We start from the raw sequence: 18,933 nt of genomic DNA on the forward strand, positions 1-18,933 counted from the left end.
TATGACACCTTCCATTCTCAGTCAGTATTCTATCTACCATTAAGTATATTTTTTTCACTAGTCAAAAATTGTTTACGTGATTTTGCGACACGCGCAATTCTATTCTCTGCTAATTTGTTTGCAGCTAAATATGTTGGGATGTTTTGTTCTTTTGAAATTGCGTATATTTTAGAAAGACTATCATAAATCGTTTCTACACGTTTCATCGCTCGATCACGATTATAACCATATAATTCATCAGCGACATTAATTACTCCTCCAGCATTAATCACATAATCTGGAGCATATATTATACCCTTTTCATGTAGTACATTGCCATGTCTAGACTCTTTTAATTGATTATTTGCAGAACCTGCAATGACCTTTGCTTTTAATTGCGGAATTGTCTCGTCGTTAATGATTGCACCTAATGCACATGGTGAAAATACTTCAGCTTCTTGTTTATAAATTTCATCTGGTTGAACAGCACGGGCACCAAAATTACTTACGACGCGTTCAACTGCCTTTTTATTTATATCGGTAACAATAAGTTCAGCACCTTCCTGATGAAGGTAATCACATAGTGCGTACGCTACATTTCCAAGTCCTTGTACAGCCACACGAATTCCTTTTAGTGAGTCTGATCCAAATGCTTCTTTCACAGATGCTTTCATACCTAGAAATACACCATAAGCTGTTACAGGTGATGGATTTCCTGATGAACCAAAAGTTGGTGAGATACCAGTAACATAATTTGTTTCTTCATGAATGAGGTCCATATCCGCTTCAGTTGTACCAACATCTTCAGCAGTAATGTAGCGCCCATTTAGCCCTTGAATGAATCTCCCTAAGGCTCTAAACATTTCTTCATTTTTATCTTTCGAAGGATCCCCAATAATTACTGTTTTACCTCCACCAAGATTTAAACCCGCAGCTGCATTTTTGTAGGTCATACCACGTGCTAAACGCAATGCATCTTCAACTGCTTCATCTTCAGTAGCATAAGGCCACATTCGAACCCCACCAAGTGCTGGGCCCAATGTAGTGTCATGAATAGCGATGATTGCTTTTAGTCCAGATGTTTGATCTTGACAAAATACCAGTTGTTCGTAATCGTACTTTTCCATATACTTAAAAATTTCCACGACTAAATCCTCCCCTTGCGAAAGCGCTTTCTTTTAAAAAAGCCATTTTCTCTATTTTATTCAAAATATTTCTCGGTAAGTTTCCCTTATTTCTACAATACTTATAAATCCTAACCGAATCAAGATAATAATTTACAAATAATATTTTTCGTTCAATAGTATGAATTCTCCCAAAAGACAAATGTCGTTCCTTGACATTCATTATCACCATTGTAAAATGAAGATAGTTGTAAGGAGGACTTTTTATGGCTCGAATGGCTGCATTTATTGTGTTATTAATCCCTGCTCTAATGGCTGGAGCTGGAATTAAATTTCTACGTGATACTTTATATGGTAAGTTAATCTCTCCATTTCCTTGGCTATGGTTACAGTTTATAATTGGGATTGCTTTTTTAATAATTGGCCTTGGATTCTTTGCTGGTTATTTACTAAATCGTGATCGAAAAAATGGTCGAGTTGCTCCAAAATTTGATAAGCAATCAAAATAATAAGAGACTCAAAAAGTAATGTTCCACTTTTTGAGTCTCTTTATTATTATCCCAGTTATAATTTTTTTAATACTTTATCAGGGTAGTCGGTGATCCAACCGACAACAGAAGTATCGGGGCTAGCTAAAAACAATTCAGTGCCAATAATTGAATAAAATCGCACTTTTTTATTTGCCTTTTTGCAGTATTCTAAATATAAAGTTTTGTAAAATCGCTTGTGTGCGTGAACTGCATCAATATGGGACATTTTGTTTAACTGTTCCCAATTAAATTTCTTTGTTACTAATATGGCTGTTTCAAAATCTGGCCTTTGCATTTTGACAATTTTCATCAGTTCATCATGAAAGGATGAAAAATGGCTTCCTTTTGGTAAATTTAATGTTTGTAGTACTTCAACTAAGATGTTCGTATTCTCCAAAACAGTTTCTTTTAATTCAATATTGAGTGGAACTTGATGTTTATTTGCCCATTCTACAACTTGATGCAAGCTTGGGATTTTATGATTTGTAAATTTTCTAAAAAAGCGTTTCCCAATTCTCAGTTCACAAAGTTCGTCAAAGGTACAATCTAAAATTGATTTATTAACGCCTGCTAGCCTTGAAAGATTTACATCATGAAATACAACAAGAACTTGATCTTTCGTAATTTGAACGTCTAATTCAATACCACTTGCTTCTAATTTTCGTGCTTTTTCAAATGCAGCAAATGTATTTTCTACCTCGTAACCCGAGGCGCCTCGATGAGCAAAAATAGATATATTCCTATACATTCAACTCTCCATTCTCAATACGAAATGTTCCATTTGTAAGATTATTTAACAAACTTGATTTTCTACCAATTTGTATATGTGTACCGGGATAAGCTTCTTTTCTTACAATAATTTCTTCTTTGGCCGACAGTCTTAACTCTTTCATCATTTCTTTTATTTCAGTGTCTATTTTTTCAGCGAATTGTTTCTTCTGTTCAATCATTTGCTTCACTTGATTAAGAGCATCCAATTGTGTACTGTTCATTTTATCGAATGATAAATGCATATTGTTTAATTGAGAGGAAATTTGGATTATTTCTTCATGTATTCCTTTTAAGGTTTGTGCTTTTTCTTGGATGAATTCCATTTTTTTTCGCCTCTGATTACCTTCTACTATAAGTTCTGTTCTTCTTTCCATCTTATTTCCTGATATAGCAGTAATAATCGTATATTGAGCAACGGCCCTACCGCCTATTATTTTTCCTTTTTGTTCATCAACATGTATTTTACTTGCTGTTAAATTTGAACCTAATGCATATGAACCAATAATAATTTCATTACCAGCGATTAAGTTTGCTTCATGAACATGTTTTGCATAAACATTATTTTTTGCTTCAACTCTCGTTTTACCTAAGCCAAAAATACCCCCACGGATAAAAATATCACCTTCAGTGGACATAATTAACTTCGCACCATTTACACCTTCTAAGTGCTCGATAGAAATATCTCTCGATGCAACTACACTAAATCCATTTTGTACTGTACCACGTATACTAATTGAACCATCAAATTGAATATTTCCAGTGTCAAAACCAACATCTCCTGCAATTATTAAATGTTTACTAATTGAGACTGTTCCATTTTTTCGATCAATGACACCACTACTTTTAGCACGAAGGATTATTTTTCCTGCCTCTTTAACTTCAAATGCAGTCTTAGGATCATATTTTAATGGTATATCTTTTCCTGGTGGAGCAGGTATATCTTCGCCAAAAATATTTCTTCCCGGTGTTCCAGATTCAGCGGATATTTTTTCGCCTAACCAGTCTCCTTCGCTAATCTCAAAAATAAAATTCATATCAAAGAAATCTGCACGTCCATCTTCACGGATAAGAGGTTTTCGTTCAGGTATTTCTAAATAACGAACAGTCGCATCTTTACCTTTTACGGAATCCTCCCCTTTTGCAACCACGAATGATTTTCCAGGTTCAATGTTTGTAAAATCTATTGGCAATAAGCCATATTTAATATTTTTCTCTTGTAATAGTGAATTTACTTTTTGTCTTATCTCATCTTGATTTGCCATGATTGTTTCTTTAGATTCATTTATGTATATTGATGCTGACAATTTATCAATAGCAACTTCAATTTCAATCAGAGGAAGAAACTTGCCAATTTCAACAGGCAAAGACGTTTCATTTGATAGCACTTTTTTTAGCAAAGCGAAATTTGTTAATTTTATTTGAGGATATGTATTTATTATTTCTTGAAAGTTTTTAATTGGAAAACCAACTTTAATTGTTTGAATAAAAACTTTCCCATTTTCTTCAATAATATTGATAAATTCATTTGAGAAAATTAACATCGCTATCACCCTCCAAACTAATATTACTTAATAGTATATACAATTATAATATTTTTGTTTAGAGTGATTTTTCTTATTCTGAATGCCGAAATACCTAAATTATTATTATCCAACAAATAATTATCCATAAAAAAAGAAAAGCCTTAGGTTAAAGACTTTTCAAATATTATATATTTTTTCATTATTTATAAAGTTTACTTTTTCCTAGGTTCTAAATATGATAATGCTTGTTCGCTGTCTTTAATTCCTTCTGTAGTTGGATCCACAATAACACCTAGGAATACAAAAATCATTAATACCGTTTCAGCTAACTCTGTAATTTGGGCATTGTATATTGTTAAATCCACATTAAAAATAGATGCAACTTGATTTAGAAATACTGAAAGTAATGCAATTATTGATATCCAGAAGGATTTATGTTTAAATCTAACTTTCCAGTTTATACCCATCATTTTAATCACCTCCTATCTTTCAAAATTTTCCTATTACATGAATTGTTTTTACTAATATTGTATTTTTCAAAAAGATTAACGAACCAACACTTGCCTACGAAAAAATAAAAATGCTCTAGAAAGATTCAATTAAAAATAATTAAATCATTCTAGAGCATTTAAATAAAAGACCCCCGGAAAAGTCTAGGGATCTCTAATGGCAATGCAAAACAAAAGTTGTTTTGTAAGTTAATTGTAAAATTATTTTTTGATACTATCAATAAGTAAATTATTCCAATACTACAAACAAGCTTCCAATCGCACCTAAAAAACTTAATACTGAAAGTACATATATGAAAGTAGGTAAATAATCAATATGGGATTATTCCCGAAAATAATCTATTAAGATGCAACTAATTCAATACGAATTTTATCAGCAATCATAGCAATGAATTCTGAATTAGTTGGTTTTGATTTTAAATGGTGAACTGTGTATCCAAACATTTGTGAAATCGACTCGTAATTTCCACGATTCCATGCAACTTCAATGGCATGACGAATCGCACGCTCTACACGTGAAGGAGTAGTGCCAAATTTCTTTGCAATTTCTGGATATAAAATTTTTGTAACAGAACCTAACAATTCAATATCATAATAAACCATTTGAATTGCCTCTCTTAAATAGGAGTACCCTTTAATATGTGCAGGTACGCCAATTTCCTTAATAATAGCAGTTATTGTCGTATCAAGTTGACGTTGATTTACTTTTCCTGTTGGTTCTGGCTGTAATACACTTTGACGTTTTACCGTCTCTGGTTTTTGACCAGCACAATGTAATATTTTTTGTACAAGTTGATCAAATTCAAATGGTTTAAGCATGAAATAAGATGCACCATAAGTTACCGCTTGTTTCATAACATCTTCTTGCCCAAACGCAGTTAACATAATTACTTGAGTATTTGCATAGCGTTCATCACCATACATTGCTTCTAAGACAGCAAGTCCATCTAAATGAGGCATGATAATATCTAATAACAATACTTCTGGTTGAAAATCTTCTAACATTTTTAAACATAATTTTCCATTTGGTGCAGTTGCTACAATTTCAATATCGTGATGATTCTCAAAAAATTGTTCTAATGTCCTTACTAAATCTCTATTATCGTCAGCAATCGCTACTCTTACTTTCGCCAAAAAAATTCCCCCTAGTGTCTATTTCTACTAAAAAGTACCCCTTTATTAAAGAAGTCACAGTTTTTTTTACTCGACGATTCTAATTTCGACATTTGCCACAAAAAACCTTTTTGAATTTTCAAAATGATTATCAAGTCCGATAAATTCATACTGTATCGACAAATTAATCGCTACTTCAACATTTATTCAGCTTAAAATTATCATTAACGCAAGAAAAAGACTACGTAATTATCTCTACGTAGTCTGAATTTATTAATTATGGTTTTTTCTTTAACATCTCTACAACTGATATTGCTGCACCTTTTGAGGGTTGTTCGACAAACATATGCGTAACTGCCCCTACAAATTTACCGTCCTGTATAATTGGACTTCCACTCATTCCTTGTAAAATGCCACCTGTTTTATCTAATAATTTTTTATCTGTAACAACAAATTGTAAAAAACTATCTTCAGTTTTTATAATGTCTATCTCAAATTTCTCTACTTTTGACCCTTCTATTGCAGTGTAAAGTTCCGCTTTCCCTAATTGTATATCCTTCTCATGCATAATTTCTATTGGTTGTCGTAAACTTTGATTATTGGTCTCCCACTGTCCAAATATACCATATAAATCATTGGATTTTATATTTCCCAGTCGGATATTGTTATTTTCTATGACAGAAATTTTATAGCCTGGATGTCCTGGACTACTCTTTTTTATTTGCTCAATCGATGCTAAAAAAATAGATCCTTCAATAAATTTCGGTGGTGCATTTAACACTCCATCAATAATTTGGTGTCCTAATGCTCCATATTGTTTAGATTCTGGATCAATATATGTTAACGTTCCAATTCCATCTGTTTCATCTTTCAAGAATGGCAAAATATTACTTGCTTCTTGTTTTGTTAAGGCTAATTGTTTCTTTTCATCCTTCTTTTGAATAGAAAGCGTCAAGTTACTTCCATTCAGTTCTTCTTTAAGTGAACTAACAGAATTGATTTTTCGTCCATTTAATTCTGTTATAAAATCACCTTTTTTCAACCATTCCCCATTAGGTAATAATACATCATGAGCAACATAGACAAATGGTAATTGTAACTGTATTCCAATAGATTCACCCATCGGAATGAGCTTTTTTGCTTCCGCATAAACCGTGTGTGATCCAAGAAAAGTGATGAGTAAAATTATTGTAAACAGTTTACGCATATGTCTCATAGTCCACCTCCTCTAAAGTTTGTAACATTACTATGTGTCAGAAACCATTCATTAATGAGAGGTAAATATTTGTCGTGAAATACTTAAAAAAATTTAGAAAACTTTACTATTCAAAATTTGCTTTCGTTGCACTTTTGAAGTAAATAAAAAATTGTCGACTAATACATATATATATTGTCGACAATTTTCTGAAATTATATTTTCACTTTTGTTTCTTTTTTTCGTTCATCCGCTAAATTTAATAACTCTTTTGCATGTTGCAATGTTAAATCTGTAATTTCAGCACCGCTCATCATTCGGCTAATTTCTTCGGCTCTTTCTTCTATTGTAATATTTGATACGGTTGTAAACGTTCGATTATCTTCTACTTCTTTTCTTATTAAATAATGTTGATCCGCCATTGCGGCCACTTGAGGTAAATGTGTGATGCAAAGCACCTGCGAATGATAAGACACTGCTGAAATCTTTTCTGCAATTGCTTGAGCAACTCGACCACTAACTCCTGTATCAACTTCGTCAAATATAATTGATGTAACTCCTTCTGTTGAGGAAAAGATTGTTTTTAAAGCTAGCATAATGCGTGATAATTCTCCACCAGAAGCTATCTTTGGTAAAGATTTCGGAGGTTCTCCAACATTCGTCGAAATATAAAACGTTATTTGGTCCTTCCCGTTTACGTCAAACTGTTTTAATGTGTCAAAATTAACAATAAATTTAGCCTTTTCCATATGTAGATCGCGAAGTTGTTCCATAATGGCTTCACTTAATTTACCTGCACTTGTTTTTCTAACAGCAGTAAGTTGCAATGCATATTCTTCTAACTCTTGTTCAAGATTATGAAGTTTTTGTTCGAGAAGTCGTATATTCTCATCTCGGTTTACGAGCTGATCCAATTCTTCCTTTATTTTTTCAAGATATGTTAGTATTTCTTCAACGGTAGATCCATACTTTCTTTTCAAAGTCTGGTATTGTGTTAAACGATGTTCCACTTCGTTTAATCTCTCTGGATTAAATTCAAGATCATCGAGAATACTTTTAATCTGGTATGAGGCATCTTGAAGGGAATAAAACGAAGAAGCGACAATTTCATGAATTTCTTTAAATTGAACATCAATTTCAGCAATATCATCTAATGCTCCCATTGACTTACCTATTAAGTCTAATCCATTCATTTCTCCAGATATCGCATCATAAGCAATATTTGCACGCTCAAAAATTTTATGAAAATTACTCAATCGTCTTCTTTCATCTAGTAATTCGTCTTCTTCACCTATTTTTAACTTTGCTTCTTCAATTTCCTTTATTTGAAACTGGTATAAATCAATTTTTTGTATTGAACGTTTTTCATCATTGCTTAACTGTACAATCTCTTTATATAAATTACGATAATCATGGTAGCTTTTTGTATATTTGTCTTTAATTGATGAGATATCATTGGAAGCAAAGTAATCGAGTAAGTGAATATGTTGCTTCTCGTCCATTAATTCCTGGTTTTCGTGTTGTCCGTGAATATCAACTAATTTACTACCAATTTCACGTAAAATCGATAAAGGGACAAGTTTACCATTTATTCGACAAATACTTTTTCCTTTTTCGCTAATTTCACGTTGTAAAATTACTGAATCTTCCTCTATCTCAATTCCTACATCTTGTAGCTTTTCACAAATTGCATGATGATTATTCGTTATTTGAAATAATCCGGAAAGTTCAGCTTTTCTCGCTCCATGACGTATAAATTCATGGGATGCTCGACCACCTGCTAGTTGATGAACCGCATCAATAATAATTGATTTTCCTGCGCCTGTTTCACCCGTCAGGACTGTTAAACCTTCAAAAAAACTTACAGTCAGATCATCAATAATTGCAAAATTACGAATATTGAGCTCTCTTAGCAAACATAATCACCTCAAATTATCAAATTCGCCTTGTTTTCCACATTTCCCAGTAGTTTTGTACCAGCCAAAAACACTTGGCGGATTTAGCTCAGCTTGCTGAACAGATTAATATTTTATATCTGTCCCACGATAAATGTAGGGCAGTCAATTGAATGGAGTTATAACATTTCTAATAATCGCGTCCTAATTAATTCTCGATCACTTTCAGTACGACAAATGATTAAAACTGTATCATCACCTGAAATTGTACCAATAATTTCGTTCCAATCTAGTTGGTCAATTAATACAGCAATGGCATTTCCGTTCCCAGGTAACGCTTTAAGTACTAACATGTGAGAAGCACCATCAATACTTATGAATGCATCTGATAGAGATCGTTGTAGTTTTTGTAGTGGGTTAAATCTTTGATCAGCAGGTAGACTATATTTGTATCTACCATCTTGCATTGGTACCTTTACTAAATGTAATTCCTTTATATCTCTTGACACTGTTGCTTGCGTTATATTATAGCCAGCTTCTCTTAACCGTTCGACGATTTCGTCTTGTGTCTCAATGTTTTCGTTCGCAATGATTTCTCGGATTCTCATATGACGTTGACCCTTGTTCATTTATACACCTCTCATGAATATATATGTATAATTATACTAACATTTTATGCTAATTTTTCAAGCGACATAAAGTGACATTATGTTTTAACTACACAAAAAGAATGTCCCAATAGTTTGCAATGCATAACTTTGGGACTTTTATAGTTAAAATAGTATTCGTAAAATATCCTAATGTTAAAGACTTCTACACAACCATTATAGTCATGCTTATTCTTTTATTTCATTTTAGTTTTTCATGGGCTAAATCGACGATTGATTTAAAATCTGTGAATGCTTCTATAGAATCATTTTCTTTAGGATTTATTAAGTGGAAAAGGAACTCAATATTCCCCTCACCACCTGTAATAGGTGAAAACGATGCATCTATTACAATAAATCCAATTTCAGTAGCCATTGTTGCCGTTTTTTCCAAAACTTCAAGATGTACTTTAGGCTCTCTTACTATCCCTTTTTTTCCGACATTTTCTTTACCAGCTTCAAATTGTGGTTTAACTAATGCCATAACATCTCCGCCAGGTATTAAAATTGTTTTCAATACAGGTAGAATTAGGGACAAAGAAATAAACGACACGTCAATCGTTGCAAAATTAGGTAACCCATTTTGAAAGTCTTCAGGTTTAGAATAACGAAAATTTGTTTTTTCCATGACAGTCACACGGTCATCAGATCGAATTTTCCATGCTAGCTGATTTGTTCCAACGTCCAAGGCATAACAATGTTTCGCACCATTTTGCAATGCACAATCGGTAAAACCACCTGTTGAAGACCCAATATCTAACATAATTTTGCCATCTACTGACATATCAAATATTTCTAATGCTTTTTCTAACTTTAATCCGCCACGACTTACATATTTTAATTGGCTTCCTTTTAGTTGAAGAGGTGCATCAACGGATATTTTTTCGCCAGCCTTATCGATTCGCGTTTCATTCGAATAAACGAGACCAGCCATAATTGACCGCTTCGCTTTTTCACGTGTTTCACATAATCCTCTTTCAACTAAAAGAACGTCTACACGTTCTTTTATCTGTTTTGTCATACTGTTTTCGTTCCTAAAGGATTCTTCGTTTTCACTATTGTTTTAATTTGATCGATAATTGCTTCTTTTGTTATATGAATTTCTTCAAGCAATAAATCAACGCTTCCTTGTTCAATAAATTGGTCTGGAATACCAATACGATCAATTTTCGTTTGATAATTATTTTCGCTTGCAAATTCTAATACAGCACTACCGAAACCACCTTGTAGAACAGCCTCTTCAACTGTTAAAATTGGCATATTTGATGACATAATTTCGTGGAGCATTTCTTCATCCATCGGTTTAATAAATCGAGCATTCACTACTTTTACTTGGATTCCATTTTCAGCTAATTCTTCAACCGCATCCATTACCATTGGAATTGTTGTACCAAAAGTTAGAATTACAGCGTTTGTACCTTCTCTTAATACTTCCCAACTTCCAATTGGAATTGATTTCATTTCATCATCTAACGGAACTCCATAGCCATTTCCACGTGGGAAACGCATAGCAATAGGACCTTCGTTGTAGTCAATTGCAGTTTTCACCATATGTTGACCTTCATTTTCATCTTTTGGCATCATTAACACAATATTAGGTATATGTCTTAAAAACGAAATATCATAGACACCTTGATGTGTTTCTCCATCCGCACCAACAAGTCCCGAACGATCGATACCAATAAACACATTTAAATTTTGTCGGGCAACATCATGTAATACTTGATCATATGCACGTTGTAAAAACGTTGAATAAATTGCTAAAAATGGTTTCATTCCCTGTGTGGCTAAACCTGCCGCCATCGTTACAGCATGCTGTTCAGCAATTCCTACATCAAAGAAACGATTAGGGAAATCCTTTTGAATCCCTTCCATTTTTGAACCAACTGGCATTGCAGGTGTAATTGCAACAATTCGTTCATCTGTTTTCATTAATTTACGAACTGATTCAGATACTAAGCTACTCCAAGCTGGACCTTTTGTTTGGCTTTTTACAAAATCCCCAGTTTCCATTTTATATGGACCCGTTCCATGCCAAGTACCAATCGTGTCTTCTTCAGCTGGTTTGTAACCTTTACCTTTTTTCGTAATTACATGAACTAAAACTGGACCTTTTGCTTTTTTTGCATAATCTAATGTTTTTTCTAGAGAATCGATATCATGTCCATCAATTGGTCCTAAATATTTAAAGCCCATTTCTTCAAAAAAGACTCCAGATACAACTAAATACTTTAAGCTATCTTTCACACGCTCTGCAGTATTTGCAAGTTTACCACCTAATACTGGAATTTTTTTCATCAAAGATTCTAGCTCTTCTTTTGCTTTTGAATATTCTTTTGCAGTACGAAGTCTACCCAAAATATTATGAAGTGCACCGACATTTGGTGCGATCGACATTTCATTATCGTTTAGGATAACAATCATTCTAGTTTTTTCATGTCCTATATGATTTAAAGCTTCTAAAGCCATTCCGCCTGTTAATGCTCCGTCACCAATAATCGGTACAACATATGAATTATCCTTTTTTAAGTCTCTTGCAACTGCCATACCCATAGCTGCAGACAGTGAAGTTGAACTATGTCCCGTTTCCCATTCATCATGTTCACTTTCATTACGCTTAGGGAATCCACTTAATCCTTTATATTGGCGTAATGTGTCGAATTGACTTGCACGACCAGTCAAAATTTTATGAACATAAGTTTGGTGACCAACATCCCATATAAACTTGTCTTTTGGACTATTAAATGCTCTGTGTAAAGCAATCGTTAGCTCTACTACACCTAAGTTAGGGCCAATATGTCCACCAGTATTTGAACATTTATTTATAAGAAATGAGCGAATGTCACTCGCAAGACTTTCTAGTTCTTTTTTAGTTAACTTTTTTAAAAAGGATGGACTAGTAATAGTAGTTAAATCCATCTCTCACACACCTTTTCATAAATTATTATCAGTAAATTGTTTTTCTTTAAGATTGTATACTATATTTGAAAACCCGCATTAGAAATGAAATCAATTCAGGCCAACAGGATGTTGGTCATATCACCGATGCCACAGAGGCCAACAGGATGTTGGTCATATCACCGATGCCACAGGACGTGGCGTTTTCGGGGATAAGTGGCGTTTTCGGGGATAAGTGGCATTTTCGACGATAAGTGGCGTTTTCGACGATAAGTAGCGCTCTTAAGCTTTGTTCTATATATATACAGTCGAAATGTGTTTTTCTAATTATAGCAGTGTTCGAGATTATGCAAAAGCAATTCATTTTTATTATTTATTTCGACGAACAATATACTCTGCAAGTTCTTTTAAAATAGTCGTATCACCGTTTAATTTTTCTAATAGTGAAATTGCAATCTCATAGTGTTCAGCTAATTTATCTTTAGCACCAGCAATTGTTAAGATGCCAGGATATGTACTTTTATTGCTAGCAAGGTCTTTTCCAGCAGTTTTGCCTAGTTCTTCAGATGTACCTTCAATGTCTAAAATGTCATCTTGAATTTGGAAAGCTAAACCAATATGATGAGCAAATTCAACTAATACTCTTCTTTCTTCTTCACTAGCTTCTGATAACACTGCACCTGCTTCAATACTAAATCGTAAAAGTGCACCAGTTTTGTTTACATGAACTTGTTCTAGTTCTTCTAGGTTCAAGCTACGAGACTCTCCATCAATATCTAAAACTTGGCCACCTACCATACCTTCTGCACCAGCAGCCACACTTAATAAGTTGATCAGTTCAACTTTAATTGCAGGGGGAACATTTTCCATTCTAGCTAGAATTCCGAAGCTTAGCGTATTTAATGCATCACCCGCTAAAGTTGCTAGAGCTTCTCCATAAACAACATGATTTGTCGGTTTACCACGTCTTAAATCATCGTTATCCATACTTGGAAGATCATCGTGAATTAAAGAATACGTATGAATCATCTCAACAGCTGCTCCAATTGTATATGCTTCTTTAAGTTTGTTATTAAATAACTCACAAACTGCTAGAACAAATAAAGGTCGAATTCTTTTACCTCCAGCTTTTAAGGAATAAAGCATTGAGTCTTTTAATTGTTCTGGTGCAATAATTTTTCCAACTAAAGAGTATAATACATCATCAATTATAAGTATATGTTCATCCATAAAATTTTTTAAAGTATTTGTCATTCTGCTTGCCCTCTATCATTTATTTGTTCAAATGGTTTTTTTTCACCTGATTCATTTACTACTGATATTAACTGTTGTTCTGCATTTTGTAATTTCGTATGGCAAAATTGAGATAATTCCATACCTTTTTTATATAGATCAATTGCTTCTTCTAATGGAACCTCACCTTGTTCTAATTTTTGTACGATGCTTTCTAATTCGGCCATTGCTTCAGCAAATGTTTGTTCTGTTGCCATATTATTTGCTACCCCCTGAATTATTTTGCGTTTCTACAATTTTCGCCTTCGCCTCACCATCTTGGAATTGTACAGTAATTTCATCATCCACTGATAGTTGAGAAATTGATTTAACAACTTCATTTTCCTTAAAAGTAACACTAAATCCACGGTTCATAATTTTTAAAGGATTCAACGCTTCTAAAGTTCTAATTGTAGATAGAAATGATTCTTTTTTATTATTCATCAAATTGAACATAGATCTGGTTAACATATTTGTTGTTTGGTCAATTTGTTTCCCGTAATATTGTATGGCATTTTTCGGTGAAAACATTTTTATTGCGCCATCTAATTTTTGCAATTCGTTACTTTTCTTCATTATAAAAACTTGTCCAGAGCGAGATAGACGCATATCTAGATTTATAATCCTCTCAGTAAATGGACGATAGAGTCTCTCTGGGGTTGCTAAAGGATACGAATTTTGCAATTTCTTTAATCGATTTCGCTCTAAGGTTAATTTTGAAGACATTACTTGATGTAAGTAGGATTTACTTCCAAGAATTCGCTGATACAATTCTTTTTGGTGTGGTACCGATAGCTCTGCAGCAGCTGTCGGTGTTGGTGCACGCAAGTCAGCGACGTAATCTGCAATTGTTGTATCTGTTTCATGCCCTACTGCACTTATTATTGGTATTCTACTCTCGAAGATTGCACGGGCTACACTTTCCTCATTAAAAGCCCATAGATCCTCAATAGAACCACCACCTCGTCCAACAATTAGCACATCACAACTTTTATGTTCATTTGCTAGTCGGATGTTTTTCACAATATTTGGTGCCGCTTGGGCGCCTTGTACTACTGTAGGATAAATTACGATCTCGCAAAGAGGATATCGTCTAGTTATCGTAGTACAAATATCTCGTATTGCAGCACCAGTAGTAGCCGTTAAAACTCCAATTGTCTTAGGAAACCTTGGAATAGGTTGCTTAAAATTAGGGTTAAATAGCCCTTCTCTTTGTAATTTTTCTTTTAATTGATTAAAAGCAATAAATAATCCGCCAATTCCATCAGGTTCCATACTTTGAGCATACAATTGATAATTACCTGAAGATTCATATACGGAAACATCCCCGCGAATAAAAACTTGCATACCTTCTTCTGGTTTGAACTTCAATTTAGTAGCTTGTGCACGAAACATAGTTGCAGTAATCCGTGTTTCATCATCCTTTAAAGTGAAATAAATATGTCCTGAAGTATGTATTTTTACATTCGAAAGTTCCCCTTTTACATAAACATCACGTAAATGAGGATCTGCATCAAATTTTCTCTTAATATATTTTGTAAGTGCTTTAACCGTTAAATATGAAGACGTTGTCATTTACAGACAACTCCTTTTCTATGAAATCGTTCGAAAAAGATAAATTCCAAAATAAAAGCTGTTTCTCATCAGAAAAACAGCTTTCTGTACCCCTATTCTACATGTTTTAAAATCATTTGTCCTGTTGTAATGACTGTTCTGCAGATTGCACAGTGTTATATAGTAACATTGTAATTGTCATTGGACCAACTCCACCAGGAACAGGAGTAATATGAGATGCGATAGGCTCTACATCATCAAAATTAACATCGCCAACTAATTTATTATTCTCATTGCGGTTAATTCCGACATCGATTACAACAGCACCTGGTTTAACATGTTCTTTTGTAATGAAATTAGGTCTACCAACAGCAGCGATTAATATATCTGCTTGTTTAGTGATTGATGGTAAATCTTTTGTTTTTGAATGTGTATATGTAACAGTTGCATCTTTTTGTAGAAGAAGTTGTCCCATTGGTTTTCCGACAATATGACTTCTACCTACGATGACTGCGTGTTTCCCCGCTAATTCGACATCAGAGAATTCTAACAGTTTCATAACACCAAACGGAGTACAAGGTAGGAATGTTTTTTGCCCTAGCATCATTTTCCCTACACTTATTGGTGAAAATCCGTCTACGTCTTTTTCTGGGGATATTGTTGCAATAACATTATCTTCATTAATATGTTTTGGAAGAGGTAATTGAACTAATATTCCATGTATATCATTACGTACATTTAATTGTTGTATATGTTCTAGCAACTCTGTTTCTTGTGTTTCTTCTGGTAGCTTAATGAGTTCAGAGTACATTCCAATTGCTTCACATGATTTTTGTTTATTTTTAACATATGTTTGAGAAGCAGGGTTGTCCCCTACTAAAATAACAGCTAATCCTGCTGTTACACCTTGGTTTTTTAATTTTACAACACGATCAGCAATTGATTGACGAATTTGTTGTCCTATTTCTTTTCCATTAATGATATTTGCCATATTGTTTACTCCTTAAAAAGAAATTTCTTTGTCAAATATACTTATTCGACAAATTTAGAAAGTACTCCGTTAACAAATTTACTCGATTTTTCATCACCATATGTTTTACATAACTCGATTGCTTCGTTTAATACGACGTTATTTGGGGTTTCTTCCATATACAATAACTCGTATACCGCTAAACGCAAAACAGTTCTTTCAATTTTCGGGAGTCTGTAAAGTGACCAGTTTTCTAATTTTTGTTCAAGCGCTGCATCAATTTCTTGTTTCTTAGTAAATGTCCCGCGAACTAACTTTTCAAAGAATGAATCTGATTCATCTTCGTTTAATACATGACTAATCGCCTCATCAATTGTTAGTTCTAGTTCTGTATTATCTAACTGAAACAATACTTGCATAGCCTTACTACGCGCTTCATGTCGTTTCATGTATAAATCTCCTTCTTTAGTAACATTAAGACCTATAATAACATATTTTAGCTAATCATATACAGGTTCAATCATGTTTTCATAATTCTAAAAAAATCATTTTATCAAATTTACATAAAATAAGGAATTATTATGTAATAATTCATTGACCTTCCATCAATAGTTCTTTAGCATAATTTGTAGAAAATAAAGAGGTGAACTTATGAAATCTTTTATTATTTACTTTTTTATAGCAATACTAGGTTATGCTCTAGCTGACTTCTTAAATTGGCCGAGTTGGACTGTTTTCTTATTACTTATTATTGCATTTGTAATCATGCTATGTAGAATGCTCTATGTGATGTATGGAACAAAAAATATAAAAAAAGTGGAGAGGTTTTTAGCTAGCAATAGAAAAGAGCCTATTTATGCATTTGTCTTTGAACAAGCTAATGGATCAAAAGTAGATCAACTAAATTCTATCGAAAATATTCTAAGAAAATATCCAAAAGGCTACATACATCAAAATTATCTTTTTGTCCGTGAATTGTTAAACGAAAATTATCATTCTGCTTTGAATGAAGCAGAGAAAATTGGGAAAGAACCTTATATGAGTTATAGTAAAGCGCTGGTCTATGCAACGGAAGGAAATAGAGAACAGGCGCTATTCTATCAACTAGATAAGCAGTGGATGAAAGAGGCAATATTAGCAACACTTGCGAAAGCTGAAAAAAATCAAAAAGTATATGAGACACATAAAGAAAACGCAATCAATGCATCAAGAGGAATCCAACGTTTTGGATTAATTCACTCATTATAATTTATAAGAAGCACTGGAATTGACAAAGTTTCCAGTGCTTCTATTTCGCTATTTAAAAGTTTGCGCAGCATTCACGGCTTTTTTCCAACCATCATATAGACTTGTACGATGCGCTTCCTCCATTGTTGGATGGAATTTTCTTTCTAATTTCCAGTGCTCAGAGATTCGTTCTTTACTTTCCCAAAAACCTACTGCTAGACCTGCTAAATATGCTGCACCTAATGCGGTTGTCTCGTTAATGGCTGGTCTTTCTACGGGTACATCAAGAATATCTGATTGAAATTGCATTAGAAAACTATTTTTCACAGCTCCTCCATCTACTCTTAAAGATTTTAAAGAGATGTTAGAATCTGCTTCCATTGCTGTTAATACATCTTTTGTCTGGTAAGCTAACGATTCTAAAGTTGCTCGGATAAAATGTTCTTTTGTTGTACCACGTGTTAAACCAAAGATAGCTCCCCGAACATCACTATCCCAATAAGGTGTACCTAATCCAACAAATGCAGGAACAACATATACACCTCCAGTATTTTCAACTCTTTCTGCATAGTTCTCACTTTCCTCCGAATTACGAAGCATTCTTAATCCATCTCGTAACCATTGAATTGCTGAACCTGCCACAAAAATACTACCTTCTAATGCATAGGTAATTTTTCCATCAATTCCCCAAGCTATTGTTGTCAATAAGCCCTGATTTGAGCGAACAGCTTTTTGACCAGTATTCATTAACATAAAACAACCGGTACCATACGTGTTTTTAACCATTCCTGACTCATAACACGCTTGACCGAACAACGCAGCTTGCTGGTCACCTGCTATTCCTGCAATAGGAACACTCCTCCCGAAAAAGTGGTTTTTTGAAACTTCACCATATATTTCAGAAGAAGGTCTAACTTCAGGTAGCATAGATTTTGGTATTCCTAAAATGTCTAAAAGCTCCTCATCCCACTTTAATTCAAAAATATTATACATTAATGTTCTTGAAGCATTTGAGTAATCTGTTACATGAACTTTTCCCTCAGTTAACTTCCAAATAATCCAAGTGTCAATTGTACCGAAAAGTAGTTGACCTTTTTCTGCTTTTTCTCTCGCACCCTCAACATGATCTAAAATCCATTTCACCTTTGTTCCTGAAAAGTAGGCATCGATTAATAATCCAGTCTTTTCTCTAAATAAATGTTCATAGCCTTCTTCTAATAAATTGGTACAAATTTCTGTAGTTTGTCGTGATTGCCAAACAATAGCATTGTATATTGGTTCACCTGTAGTTTTATCCCAGATGACAGTAGTTTCACGTTGATTTGTTATGCCGATTCCTGCTATTTGTTCTGGCCGAATATTTTTTTCTGATAAAACCGTTGCAATTACAGATAGTATAGAACTCCAAATTTCTTTTGCATTATGTTCAACCCAACCTGCTTTTGGAAAGTATTGTTTAAATTCACGTTGAGCAATATGTAAAACATTGCCTGCTTGATTAAATAGGATTGCACGTGAGCTTGTAGTTCCCTGATCTAAAGAAAGTATGAACTTTTCCATTGACTAGCCATTCCCCCTACCGCTAAATATTTATAATTAATTTACTATTTCGTTTCTTTTATGAATATTCCTACTATAAAGTAAACTATTCTTTAGTTTTCAAAAAAACTTATGCAAATGTATTGACATAGTATAAATTTCAATGTATATTTTAGAGACTAGTTAA

General features: G+C 33.5%; 18 protein-coding genes. 2 read left to right on the forward strand and 16 right to left on the reverse strand.

Annotated features, from left to right (window positions below; all coding sequences use genetic code 11):
- Positions 1-29: 29 nt before the first annotated feature.
- The gene (locus CD29_RS11275; RefSeq protein WP_036186714.1) at positions 30-1,124 is read right to left on the reverse strand and encodes a Glu/Leu/Phe/Val dehydrogenase dimerization domain-containing protein; all 1,095 of its coding nucleotides are present in this window, start codon (positions 1,122-1,124) and stop codon (positions 30-32) included.
- A gap of 245 nt (positions 1,125-1,369) precedes the next feature.
- Between CD29_RS11275 and CD29_RS11285 the strand changes: the two genes are divergently transcribed.
- Complete coding sequence (locus CD29_RS11285) at positions 1,370-1,612, forward strand: DUF2627 domain-containing protein (protein ID WP_036186717.1); 243 nt, start codon at positions 1,370-1,372, stop codon at positions 1,610-1,612.
- 55 nt (positions 1,613-1,667) lie between these two features.
- Here the strand turns inward: CD29_RS11285 and CD29_RS11290 are convergent, their stop codons facing one another.
- From CD29_RS11290 to nusB, 14 genes are all read right to left on the reverse strand, one after another.
- Positions 1,668-2,381 carry a glycerophosphodiester phosphodiesterase gene (locus CD29_RS11290; protein ID WP_036186719.1) on the reverse strand — a complete coding sequence of 238 codons (714 nt, stop codon included), beginning with the start codon at positions 2,379-2,381 and terminating at the stop codon, positions 1,668-1,670.
- The gene (locus CD29_RS11295) at positions 2,374-3,945 is read right to left on the reverse strand and encodes a DUF342 domain-containing protein (RefSeq protein WP_036186720.1); all 1,572 of its coding nucleotides are present in this window, start codon (positions 3,943-3,945) and stop codon (positions 2,374-2,376) included. Before CD29_RS11295 ends, CD29_RS11290 begins: the two co-directional genes overlap by 8 nt.
- Before the next feature lie 194 nt (positions 3,946-4,139).
- Positions 4,140-4,397, reverse strand: coding sequence for a phage holin (locus CD29_RS11300; protein WP_036186722.1), 258 nt, complete (start codon positions 4,395-4,397; stop codon positions 4,140-4,142).
- A 381-nt stretch (positions 4,398-4,778) separates the two neighbouring features.
- The gene (gene spo0A / locus CD29_RS11305; protein ID WP_036186724.1) at positions 4,779-5,570 is read right to left on the reverse strand and encodes a sporulation transcription factor Spo0A; all 792 of its coding nucleotides are present in this window, start codon (positions 5,568-5,570) and stop codon (positions 4,779-4,781) included.
- A 256-nt stretch (positions 5,571-5,826) separates the two neighbouring features.
- The gene (locus tag CD29_RS11310) at positions 5,827-6,765 is read right to left on the reverse strand and encodes a SpoIVB peptidase S55 domain-containing protein (RefSeq protein WP_197061760.1); all 939 of its coding nucleotides are present in this window, start codon (positions 6,763-6,765) and stop codon (positions 5,827-5,829) included.
- Between the two features lie 194 nt (positions 6,766-6,959).
- On the reverse strand, positions 6,960-8,660 hold the full coding sequence (gene recN / locus CD29_RS11315) for a DNA repair protein RecN (RefSeq protein ID WP_036186727.1): 1,701 nt from the start codon (positions 8,658-8,660) through the stop codon (positions 6,960-6,962).
- A gap of 158 nt (positions 8,661-8,818) precedes the next feature.
- Positions 8,819-9,268 carry a transcriptional regulator AhrC/ArgR gene (gene ahrC / locus CD29_RS11320; RefSeq protein ID WP_036186729.1) on the reverse strand — a complete coding sequence of 150 codons (450 nt, stop codon included), beginning with the start codon at positions 9,266-9,268 and terminating at the stop codon, positions 8,819-8,821.
- Positions 9,269-9,488: 220 nt separating this feature from the next.
- Positions 9,489-10,307 (reverse strand): TlyA family RNA methyltransferase, encoded by an 819-nt coding sequence (locus CD29_RS11325; protein ID WP_036186731.1) that lies wholly within the window; start codon positions 10,305-10,307, stop codon positions 9,489-9,491.
- On the reverse strand, positions 10,304-12,205 hold the full coding sequence (dxs, locus tag CD29_RS11330) for a 1-deoxy-D-xylulose-5-phosphate synthase (RefSeq protein WP_036186734.1): 1,902 nt from the start codon (positions 12,203-12,205) through the stop codon (positions 10,304-10,306). The genes CD29_RS11325 and dxs overlap by 4 nt, the downstream gene beginning before the upstream one ends.
- A 348-nt stretch (positions 12,206-12,553) precedes the next feature.
- On the reverse strand, positions 12,554-13,438 hold the full coding sequence (locus CD29_RS11335; protein WP_036186736.1) for a polyprenyl synthetase family protein: 885 nt from the start codon (positions 13,436-13,438) through the stop codon (positions 12,554-12,556).
- Complete coding sequence (gene xseB, locus CD29_RS11340; protein WP_036186739.1) at positions 13,435-13,674, reverse strand: exodeoxyribonuclease VII small subunit; 240 nt, start codon at positions 13,672-13,674, stop codon at positions 13,435-13,437. Before xseB ends, CD29_RS11335 begins: the two co-directional genes overlap by 4 nt.
- 1 nt (position 13,675) lies before the next feature.
- Positions 13,676-15,031 carry an exodeoxyribonuclease VII large subunit gene (gene xseA / locus CD29_RS11345; RefSeq protein WP_036186742.1) on the reverse strand — a complete coding sequence of 452 codons (1,356 nt, stop codon included), beginning with the start codon at positions 15,029-15,031 and terminating at the stop codon, positions 13,676-13,678.
- A 112-nt stretch (positions 15,032-15,143) separates the two neighbouring features.
- Positions 15,144-16,001 carry a bifunctional methylenetetrahydrofolate dehydrogenase/methenyltetrahydrofolate cyclohydrolase FolD gene (gene folD, locus CD29_RS11350; RefSeq protein ID WP_036186745.1) on the reverse strand — a complete coding sequence of 286 codons (858 nt, stop codon included), beginning with the start codon at positions 15,999-16,001 and terminating at the stop codon, positions 15,144-15,146.
- Positions 16,002-16,042: 41 nt separating this feature from the next.
- Positions 16,043-16,429, reverse strand: coding sequence for a transcription antitermination factor NusB (gene nusB / locus CD29_RS11355; protein ID WP_036186748.1), 387 nt, complete (start codon positions 16,427-16,429; stop codon positions 16,043-16,045).
- Positions 16,430-16,631: 202 nt separating this feature from the next.
- Here nusB and CD29_RS11360 point away from each other — a divergent pair, with 202 nt between their 5' ends.
- Positions 16,632-17,228 (forward strand): hypothetical protein, encoded by a 597-nt coding sequence (locus tag CD29_RS11360; protein WP_036186751.1) that lies wholly within the window; start codon positions 16,632-16,634, stop codon positions 17,226-17,228.
- 48 nt (positions 17,229-17,276) lie between these two features.
- Here the strand turns inward: CD29_RS11360 and glpK are convergent, their stop codons facing one another.
- Positions 17,277-18,767: a glycerol kinase GlpK gene (glpK, locus tag CD29_RS11365; RefSeq protein WP_036186756.1), complete on the reverse strand. Its 1,491-nt coding sequence runs from the start codon at positions 18,765-18,767 to the stop codon at positions 17,277-17,279.
- Between the last annotated feature and the right edge of the window lie 166 nt (positions 18,768-18,933).

Origin of the sequence: Ureibacillus manganicus DSM 26584, assembly GCF_000772945.1 — a bacterium.
GTDB classification, from domain to species: Bacteria; Bacillota; Bacilli; order Bacillales_A; family Planococcaceae; genus Ureibacillus; species Ureibacillus manganicus.